Raw genomic sequence first — 9,107 nt, forward strand, 5'->3', positions numbered from 1 at the left:
CTGCCGCCCGAGCTGCTTGAGTTGGAGCTGACCGAGTCGATTCTGCTGCGCGACGCCGAATAGGCCTTGCTTAGGCTGCAGGCCTTGGCGGCGCTTGGCGTGACGATGTCGATCGACGATTTCGGCACCGGCTACTCGAGCCTGGGCTATTTGAAGCGCTTTCCGATCCAGCGCTTGAAGATTGACCGCAGCTTCGTCAAGGGCCTGCCCGGTGACGCCAGCGACGTGGGCATCGTCAATGCCATCATTCAGATGGGCCAGGCCCTGCGACTGCAAGTGATTGCCGAAGGCGTTGAGACCGAGGCGCAGCGCGAATTTTTGCTGCGCGCCGGCTGCCATGAATTCCAGGGCTTTCTGTATGCACCGGCGCTCGACCCCAAGGCCTTCGAGGAGCGCGTTTGGCGGCGCAGCCCGGCAGCAGTGTCAAGTCTGGGCAGGCATCGATTGGGTGGCTTGCTGGTTTGAGATCAGTTGCCACAAGGGCAACGCACAATAGCGCTCTAACCAAACCAGGGGCGAGCGATGATCTACAAATTCAAGTCCAAGGCCGGCGCCGACGTCATCATGATGGGGCCGCAGGGCGATCAAGTGCTGGCCCTGCTGGGCCGTGAGCCCGCCAGCCAGGGACTGTTGGCCGTGGCGACCTTGACGCAGGCCATGGCCAGCCTTGAGCGGGCGGCGGCCGACGATGATGCCGCGTTTGCTTTGCAGCAGGCCGAGGCTGCCGCCGCCGGCCAGCCGCCACTGCGTCGCGAGGGCATCAGCCTGCGCCAACGCGTGTGGCCCTTGCTCGAATTGATGCGCCACAGCTTGCAAGCGGGTCAAGATGTGTTTTGGGGGGTTTGACGAGATGCCACTGGACAGCCCCACCCAGGTGCTGGCGATTCGGCATGCTGAAACCGACTGGAATCGGGCCCAACGAATTCAAGGCCATACCGATATTGGCCTCAGTGAGCTTGGAGCCGCGCAAGCGCGCCTGCTTGGCCAAGCCTTGAGCGAGCTTCCGGTGGCCGCGATCTACGCCAGTGATCTGCTGCGGGCCCAGCAAACCGCGCAGGCCGTGGCGGCGGCCCAGGTCCATCAGCAAGCAAACCCGTTGCGCCTCGACCCACAGTTGCGCGAGCGCAGTTTTGGCTGTTTTGAAGGCCTGACCTGGGAGCAAATCAAAGCGCGCTGGCCGAGTCAGAGTGAGCAGTGGCGCCGCCGGGACGCCGATTTCGGCGCCGAGGGCGGCGAAACGCTGGCTGATTTTTACCAACGCAGCGTTGCCGCGTTGACGCGCATTGCGTCTCGCCACCCCGGCCAGACGATCGTGATCGTCACCCATGGCGGCGTGCTTGATTGCCTCTACCGGGCGGCGACCGGCCTGAGCTTGCAGGCGCCCCGCACTTGGACGCTTGGCCATGCGGCCATCAATCGATTGCTGTACACGCAGTCGGGCTTCAGCCTGGTGGGCTGGCACGATGCGAGCCATTTGGAGTCACTGCTACAGGGCTGAAAACGTTAGGATTTGCTTGGGTTTCTGTGGGCGATGGCAAGTGCTGAACCGCATGCTGCGCGGTATCGCCCGTAAGTGTTGCAATTTCGCGTCGACCTACTGGCGCGCCGGCTTGGCACTTCTATACTCGCGTCACATTACGCAGAAAACCGGGCGTACTTGCTCAGTTCTAGTTCAACTCACAAAGGTAAACGATGAAAAAGATCGCTCTCGTGGCCGCTGTTGCAGCCTTCGCCGCACCCGCCGCATTCGCACAAAGCTCGGTCACCCTGTGGGGCCGTATTAATACAACGGTTGAGAGCCAGTCTTTCAACGGCGATGACCGTAAGGTGGTGGTTCAGAACAACAGTTCGCGCCTGGGTTTCAAGGGCACGGAAGATCTGGGCGGCGGCCTGAAGGCTCAGTTCCTGCTGGAGCACGGCCTGAATTCGGACGACGGCAAGCAAACCAATAGCGCCTTCTGGAATCGTGAAGCTGCCGTGCAGTTGAGCGGTAACTTCGGTGCCGTCAAGCTGGGCCGTTGGACCAATGGTTCCTACTTCGCCACCGCTGACTACATCAGCATGCACAACCACGACACCGGCACTTCGTCGGATGCCCTGTATGCATTTGGTACGGCTTATCGCGAGTCCAACAAGGTGGGTTACTTCACACCTAACTATGCTGGCTTCACTGCCGAGTTGACCGCCAGCGCCGGCGAAGGCGCCCCTGGTGTCGAACGCGCGTTCGACCTGTCCGCCAACTATGACATGGGCCCTGTCCACTTGGGCGCCGGTTACGGCAAGGAAGGCGATAACAGCCAGTACGCCGTTCGTGGCCTGTATGAAATGGGTGCCTTCACCTTCGGCGCCTACTGGCAGTATGAAGACCATGCATCGAAGGGCGTGAAGAACACACGCAACATCGGCCGCGTGTCGGCCATGTACACGATGGGCGCGTCTGAGTTCCACGTCAACGTTGGTGGCACCGAGTCCGGCGGTACTGCTGGTTTCAATGGCCACGGCGCCAAGCAGTACACCCTCGGCTACAACTACAACCTGAGCAAGCGCACCAAGGTCTATGGCTTCTACACCGCCATCGACGCGAACGACACCAATCGTGGTGACTTCGACTCCTTCGCTGCTGGCATTCGCCACAATTTCTGAGGCCGCGCAGCCAAGTCCGGAAGGGCTTGGCTGATCGTTCACTACAGAATCAAAAAAAGCGACCTTCGGGTCGCTTTTTCAATGGCGCTTCAGTAGTAGTTATTCGTCAAATTGCTGCCCCATCGCCTTGGGCGGTGTGACGCCCAGATGCCTGAAGGCGGCCAGCGTCGCGATGCGGCCGCGCGGCGTGCGCTGCAAAAAGCCCTGCTGGATCAGATAGGGCTCGATCACATCCTCGATCGTGCCGGCTTCCTCGCCAATCGCCGCCGCGACGTTTTCCAGCCCCACCGGCCCACCGTCAAAACGGTGCACGATGGCCTCCAGCAGCTTGCGGTCCATCAGATCGAAGCCGCGTGGGTCCACGTCCAGCATCGCCAGCGCTTTGTCGGCAATGCTCTTGATGATGCGGCCGTCGCCCTTGACGTCGGCATAGTCACGCACCCGCCTAAGTAATCGGTTAGCGATGCGCGGCGTGCCGCGTGAGCGCTTGGCGATCTCCATCGCGCCTTCCTCGTCCATCGGCGTGTTCAGCAGTGCGGCCGAGCGGGTGACGATGCGCTGCAACTCCTCGGCGGTATAGAACTCCAGCCGCGCCACGATGCCGAAACGGTCACGCAGCGGGTTGGTCAGCATGCCGGCGCGGGTGGTCGCTCCCACCAGCGTGAAGGGCTGCAGATCGAGCTTGATCGAGCGCGCCGCCGGGCCCTCGCCGATCATGATGTCGATCTGATAGTCCTCCAAGGCCGGGTAGAGGATTTCTTCGACGACGGGGGAGAGGCGGTGAATCTCGTCGATGAAGAGCACATCGTTCTTTTCGAGATTGGTCAGGATGGCGGCCAGATCCTTGGGCTTCTCCAGCACCGGCCCCGAGGTCTGGCGCAGATTGACGCCCAGCTCGGCCGCGATGATGTGGGACAACGTGGTCTTGCCCAGGCCCGGCGGGCCGAACAAGAGCACATGGTCCATCGCTTCATCACGTTTGCGGGCCGCGCCGATGAAGATCTCCAGCTGTTCGCGCGCCTTGGTTTGGCCGACATATTCGTCCAGCAATTTGGGGCGCAGCGCGCGTTCGATCGCCTCCTCTTTGGGCGAAGTCGGCGCCGCGCTAACGACGCGGATCGGCGCGCTGGCGAAATCGTCGGTTTGAATGCTCATCGGGACAAGGCCTTGAGCGCCATCTTGATGCCGTCACTGACACCAACGTCGCTCGGCAATGACTTCAAAGCCAGCGCAGCGTCTTTCTCGCTATAGCCCAGCGCGACCAGCGCTTGCAGGATGTCGCCCTGGTTGTCGTTGACCAGGCTGACCGGCAAGGCCAGGTCTGGTCCGAGCTTGCCCTTCAGTTCAAGTAGCAGACGCTCGGCGGTCTTCTTGCCGACGCCGGGCACCTTGACCAGGCGGGCGGTTTCTTGTTTGGCAACGGCTTGGGCCAACTCGGCCACCGACAGGCCGGACAGCAGGGACAGCGCCATGCGCGGCCCAACGCCAGTGATCTTGATCAGCTGGCGGAAGGTGGCGCGCTCCTCCGCCGTCAAGAAACCGAACAGGATCTGCGCGTCCTCACGGACCACGAAGTGAGTCAGCAAACTGACCTTGTCGCCCAAGCCGGGCAGGTTGTAGAAGGTGCTCATCGGCACGTCGACCTCGTAGCCGACGCCCTGCACATCAATGAGGACCAGCGGGGGCGATTTTTCCGCGATGACACCTGTGAGTCTTCCTATCATCGGCCCATTATCCGGCCGAAAACAGCATGCCTAATTTCGGCCAAATAGGCCAAGGCGCTGCGCTTCGAGCGCGGCTTCGGCGCGCGACGAGACGTTGAGCTTGCGATAGATCTGCTTGACATAGTCGGCAATGGTGTGGCGTGAGAGGCCCAGCTGCACGCCGATTTCCGGCAGGGTGAAGCCCTTGGCGACGCGCAGCAAGACCTCGGTCTCGCGATCGGTCAAGGACACCTCATGCAGGGGTGCTGCGGCCTGCGGGCGCTTTTGCTTGCCAAAGTACGAGATCACCTTGCGGGCGATCGACGGCGACAGCGGCGGCTCGCCCTGGCTCATGCGCTGCAATTGTTCGATCAGCAGCTCGCGCGACTGCTCCTTCAGCAAATAGCCGAAGGCGCCGGCCTGCAGCGCCGGGAACAGGTGCTCGTCGTCATCATGGATGGTCACGATCACCGATTGCGCCTCGGGCTGGCGATCCCGCAGCGCCGCGATCACGTCGACGCCGGAGCCGTCCGGCAGGCCCAGATCCAACAAGGCCAGATCGAAGCGATGGCTGTTGACGAAGGCCAAGGCGTCCTGCACGCGCGAACACTCGGTGATCTGCGCGTTGACAAAAACCTGCTTGATCAACGCCTTCAGCCAGGCGCGGATTTCGGGGATGTCTTCAAGCAGCAGGATGTGGTCCATGGGGTTCTCGGCTTCGTTCTCGGTCTTGCGCTGTGGCGGGGCGCGGGTTGCGCCTGCTCACAAGTGGTCACGGTAAGGCTTTATCGACGTTGAGCCGAGTTCCTGAGCGCCAGAAATCGACGCAGATGTGGCGGATGCACGCAATTTATAGCGGAATTGTCAGCCGGATCACGGTTCCCCAGCCCGGCCCCGACTCAACCAGGCATTGCCCATGCATTTGTTTGGCGCGCGACTTCATGCTGGCCATGCCATGGCCACGGTCCAATCTGCCGTCCAGTTCGGCCGGTATGCCTTGGCCGTTGTCCTGGATGACGATCAGAAAATCACCGTCCTGAACCTTGCAGCTGATATTGCAATGGCTGCCGCCGCTGTGCTTGATGATGTTGCTGACGGCCTCGCGAAAGATCCGTGTGGTTTGCACGTAAGCACGTGCCGGCAGCGTGTGGATGATGTCCTCGGCCGGCGACTCCCATTCGGCTTGGATATTGGCCTGGCCCAGTCGGGAGACGACCTCGGCGCGCCAGTCGCCCAAGGCGTCGAGCAACTGCACCGGCTTGCCGGTCAGGCCGCGCACCGACAGCCGCATTTCTTCCAGCGCCTCGCGAGCCAGCGTGGAGATGCGGTCCGATTCGCTGGTGTGAACAATTGTCAGCAGCTTGGCACCCAAGTCGTCGTGCAGGTCGGCAGCAATGCGCTTGCGCTCCCGCTCGGTCACTTGTTCCAGCTTTTGTTCGACCAAAGTACCAAAGCTGAGTTCAACTTCGGCGACCCGGCTGTGCATGTCTTGCTCGGCCTGCGCTTGGCGAGCCTCGGCCAACCTGCGTGCCCGCGCCAGCGCCGCCGTTGCCTGCAGCCCCATAGCCAGTTGCAGCAGCGCCGCGGCCCACAACAAACCCTGCTTGACCAGGATCGGGCCGGCAGCAGCGGCGGGGCCGGGAACCAGGCGCAAGGCCAGCAGGGCCAGCACCGCCAGCGTTGACAAGGTCAGCAATGCCTGCAGCAGCAGCGGGTCTTGGGGCCGGGCAAACAGCGGCTCCTCGGCGGGCACAACCGCCTTGCGATGCAGCTTGGTGTAGGTGGCCATCACCCACAGCAGCTCCAGCGTCAACACGGCCGCCCAGAGCCGGTCCGCGCCGGGCATTTGGCCGGCCTCCAGCAGCCAAACGCTGAGCGGGGCCACGACCAGTTGGGCGCGCAGGGCGACCGCCAGCCAGGTCGGCAAGGCGATCAAGGGGCGCAGGATAAAGCGCAGGGCGCAAAAGGCCAGCAGCGCTAGGCAGGCGACCTCCACGGCCGGGCCGAGCTCGCGCAGCTGCGCCCAGGCCACCGCACTCAGCAGCATGCCGCTGAGGTAGGGCAGGCGCCGCTCAAGCGGGCAAAGGTAGGCCATCAGAGCGGTCGTGACGCCCATCATCAGCAGCATGGCCGTCAGCCATAAGTCGGCCGCGGCGCTGGCGCTGCTATTGGCCAGCGGCGAGGCGGCCAGCGGCTGAGCCAGCAAAACGGCCGGTAGCAGCAGGGCGCCGATGGCCGCGCTGCGAATCAATTGAAGCGGTCTGAGCATGATGTTGAATTCATCTAACAAGCGGCGTATGGGCGCGATTGTGCAGGACGCGCGCGCCGCCTCTTCCGTCGCCTCTTCCCTCGCCTCTTCCTACGCCTCTTCCTACGCATCTTCCTGCGCCCCTTCCCCCTGACTTGCGCGGGCGACAATGCGTACTCACCTCACAGCTACAAAGCAAGGCCGCCATGATTCTTCGCCATGACTTTGCCCCGATAGACAACCAGCGCCTGGCCTATCTGTGCGGCAGTCTGGATGGGCATTTGCGCCAGATCGAAGCCGCCATGGGCGTCAGCATCACGCGCAAGCATGCGCATTTCCGTATCGAGGGCCCGAAGGCGCCGATTGCGCGCACCCTGCAGCTGCTGCAAACCCTTTACGAGCGCGGCCTGCGCGCCATCTCTCCCGAGTTGCTGCATCTCGCCCTGGCCGAAGCGGCCGGTGAGCTTGGCGTGGCCAAGAAGCGCCGGCAAGCGGTAGCAAGTGCGGCCGAGCAGCCGCCCGAGGCCCTGGTTCTGCGCACCCGCCGCGCCGATCTGGCCGGCCGCACGCCGCTGCAGCATCAGTACCTGCGCCACATCCTCGCCCACGACATCACCTTCGGCCTCGGGCCGGCCGGCACCGGCAAGACCTATCTGGCGGTGGCCTGCGCAGTTGATGCGTTAGAACGCAATAGCGTGCAGCGCATCATCCTGACCCGGCCGGCGGTCGAGGCCGGTGAACGGCTGGGGTTTTTGCCGGGTGACTTGGCTCAGAAGGTCGACCCCTATTTGCGTCCGCTCTATGACGCGCTGTACGAGTTAATGGGGTTTGACAAGGTCACCAAGGCGTTTGAGAAAGGCACGCTGGAGGTGGCGCCACTGGCCTTTATGCGCGGCCGTACGCTCACCAACGCGTTTGTGATCCTGGACGAGGCGCAGAACACCACGCCCGAGCAGATGAAGATGTTTCTGACCCGCATCGGCTTCGGTAGCAAATGCGTGATCACCGGCGACACCAGCCAGGTTGACCTGCCCAAGGGCGCGACCAGCGGCCTGGTCGATGCCGAAAAAGTCCTGGCCAAGGTGGACGGCATCGCGATGACCCATTTCACCAGCGCCGACGTGGTGCGCCATCCGCTGGTGGCGCGGATTGTCGAGGCCTATGAGGCGCGCACGGCGGCTGAAGGAAAATTGAAGATGAAGAAGGGAGTGGCCGCATGAGTCAGCCCGAATTGAGCCTGTCCCTGCAGTTCGCGGACCCGCGGCACCGGGCGCTGCTGCCCCGCCACAAGGTCGCGCGCTGGATCCGTGCGGCCTTGGAGTTGCCGGGCGAATTGACCGTGCGCATCGTCGGCGCCGAGGAAGGCCAGCGGCTGAACCTGGAGTTCCGCGCCAAGGACTACGCCACCAATGTGCTGACCTTTGACTACAGCCATGAGCCGGTGGTGACGGCTGACCTGGTGATTTGCGCGGAGGTGGTCGAGCGCGAGGCCAAGGAGGCCGGCGTCGACATCGCCGCCTACTATGCCCATATGCTGGTGCATGGCGCCCTGCATGCTCAGGGTTATGACCATGAGGAGGACGACGAGGCCGCCTGCATGGAAGGGCGCGAGAGCGAGATCATGCTAGCGCTGGGGTTTGCCGACCCTTATCTGGCCTAACGTCTAGTTCCCAAGTAACGCTTGCGCCAGAAAAAGGCGCCCATCAGCACGGCGAGCAGCCCCATCGCGCCCAAGGCCACCCAGACGCCGGTGGCGCGGTGGATCAACGGCAGGCTGTCGAAATTCATGCCGAAAAAGCCGGTGATCAGGTTCAAGGGCAAGAAGATCGCCGTCAGCCCGGTCAGCATGCGCATGATGTTGTTGGTGCGGTGGCCGAGCGCCGAGTAGTGCATCTGCACGGCCGATTCGGCGGATGACTCCATCCGCCGCACATGGCTCAGCACCCGCTCGATATGCTCCAACACATCGCGCGAGCGCACCCGCAGCAGCTCGCGTTCGCGCTGGCCAGCGCTGTCTTGTGTGGTCGGCCAGTCGTCCAGCACATCGATCCATTCTTGTATCGCGCTGCGCTGGTCTTCGCAGGTGTCTTCCAGCCGGTGCAAGGCATCGCGAGACTCCAGCAGCAGCGGCCAGTCGCGGAACTCGCGCTGCGAGTCCATCAGCGCATGCTGCACGGCCGCCATCTGCCGCGTCAGCAAGCGCCGCAGCTCCAGATAGCTGTCCACCATATGGTTGACCATGCGCAGCATCAGCTCAGCCGAGCTGCTGGGCAGGCGTGAGCTGCCGCGCAGATCGCGGCCCTCGGTCAAGGCGCCGAGCTTGGCGGCGAAGTAGTCGCGCACCGCGCAGTCGGTCGGGTGCACGCTCAGCAGCACGCTGTCAAACACCGCAAAACCGACCGGGCTGGTGTCAATCGAGCGCAACGCTTTTTGCGCCGTCGCCAGCGTGCCATGTTCCTCGTCGACAAACAAACCCTCGCTGCCCGGCGCGGCGGCGAGGCGGCGAAAGATCA

The 9,107-nt window shown here is 63.2% G+C and carries 9 protein-coding genes and 2 pseudogenes; 6 read left to right on the forward strand and 5 right to left on the reverse strand.

The genetic code is table 11. The annotated features are described in order from the left end of the window. From RMO57_RS18980 to RMO57_RS18995, 4 genes and pseudogenes are all read left to right on the forward strand, one after another. Positions 1-465 (forward strand): annotated as a pseudogene (locus RMO57_RS18980) (EAL domain-containing protein); the annotation flags it as partial. A 57-nt stretch (positions 466-522) separates the two neighbouring features. Continuing rightward, positions 523-846 carry a DUF1840 domain-containing protein gene (locus RMO57_RS18985; RefSeq protein WP_310389324.1) on the forward strand — a complete coding sequence of 108 codons (324 nt, stop codon included), beginning with the start codon at positions 523-525 and terminating at the stop codon, positions 844-846. 4 nt (positions 847-850) lie between these two features. Beyond that, a complete protein-coding gene (locus RMO57_RS18990) occupies positions 851-1,498 on the forward strand; it encodes a histidine phosphatase family protein (RefSeq protein WP_414896458.1) in 648 nt (215 codons plus the stop codon). A 194-nt stretch (positions 1,499-1,692) separates the two neighbouring features. Next, complete coding sequence (locus tag RMO57_RS18995) at positions 1,693-2,643, forward strand: porin (RefSeq protein WP_310389325.1); 951 nt, start codon at positions 1,693-1,695, stop codon at positions 2,641-2,643. Positions 2,644-2,742: 99 nt separating this feature from the next. On the opposite strand, the gene ruvB is transcribed toward RMO57_RS18995, so the two are convergent. From ruvB to RMO57_RS22050, 4 genes and pseudogenes are all read right to left on the reverse strand, one after another. After that, complete coding sequence (gene ruvB, locus RMO57_RS19000; RefSeq protein WP_310389327.1) at positions 2,743-3,798, reverse strand: Holliday junction branch migration DNA helicase RuvB; 1,056 nt, start codon at positions 3,796-3,798, stop codon at positions 2,743-2,745. Next, positions 3,795-4,367 carry a Holliday junction branch migration protein RuvA gene (ruvA, locus tag RMO57_RS19005; protein ID WP_310389329.1) on the reverse strand — a complete coding sequence of 191 codons (573 nt, stop codon included), beginning with the start codon at positions 4,365-4,367 and terminating at the stop codon, positions 3,795-3,797. Before ruvA ends, ruvB begins: the two co-directional genes overlap by 4 nt. Positions 4,368-4,397: 30 nt before the next feature. After that, the gene (locus RMO57_RS19010) at positions 4,398-5,051 is read right to left on the reverse strand and encodes a response regulator transcription factor (RefSeq protein WP_310389331.1); all 654 of its coding nucleotides are present in this window, start codon (positions 5,049-5,051) and stop codon (positions 4,398-4,400) included. Positions 5,052-5,196: 145 nt separating this feature from the next. Continuing rightward, positions 5,197-5,784 (reverse strand): annotated as a pseudogene (locus RMO57_RS22050) (sensor histidine kinase); the annotation flags it as partial. A 1,016-nt stretch (positions 5,785-6,800) separates the two neighbouring features. Between RMO57_RS22050 and RMO57_RS19020 the strand changes: the two are divergent. Both RMO57_RS19020 and ybeY read left to right on the forward strand, forming a co-directional pair. Continuing rightward, positions 6,801-7,814, forward strand: a complete 1,014-nt coding sequence (locus RMO57_RS19020) for a PhoH family protein (RefSeq protein ID WP_310389334.1) — start codon at positions 6,801-6,803, stop codon at positions 7,812-7,814. Beyond that, on the forward strand, positions 7,811-8,254 hold the full coding sequence (gene ybeY / locus RMO57_RS19025) for an rRNA maturation RNase YbeY (protein WP_310389335.1): 444 nt from the start codon (positions 7,811-7,813) through the stop codon (positions 8,252-8,254). The genes RMO57_RS19020 and ybeY overlap by 4 nt, the downstream gene beginning before the upstream one ends. Here the strand turns inward: ybeY and RMO57_RS19030 are convergent. Then, positions 8,251-9,107: CorA family divalent cation transporter (locus RMO57_RS19030; protein WP_310389337.1), on the reverse strand; the 857-nt coding region annotated here is incomplete at its 5' end. The genes ybeY and RMO57_RS19030 overlap by 4 nt on opposite strands.

The organism is Roseateles sp., from assembly GCF_031397715.1.
Taxonomy (GTDB): Bacteria; Pseudomonadota; Gammaproteobacteria; order Burkholderiales; family Burkholderiaceae_C; genus Paucibacter_A.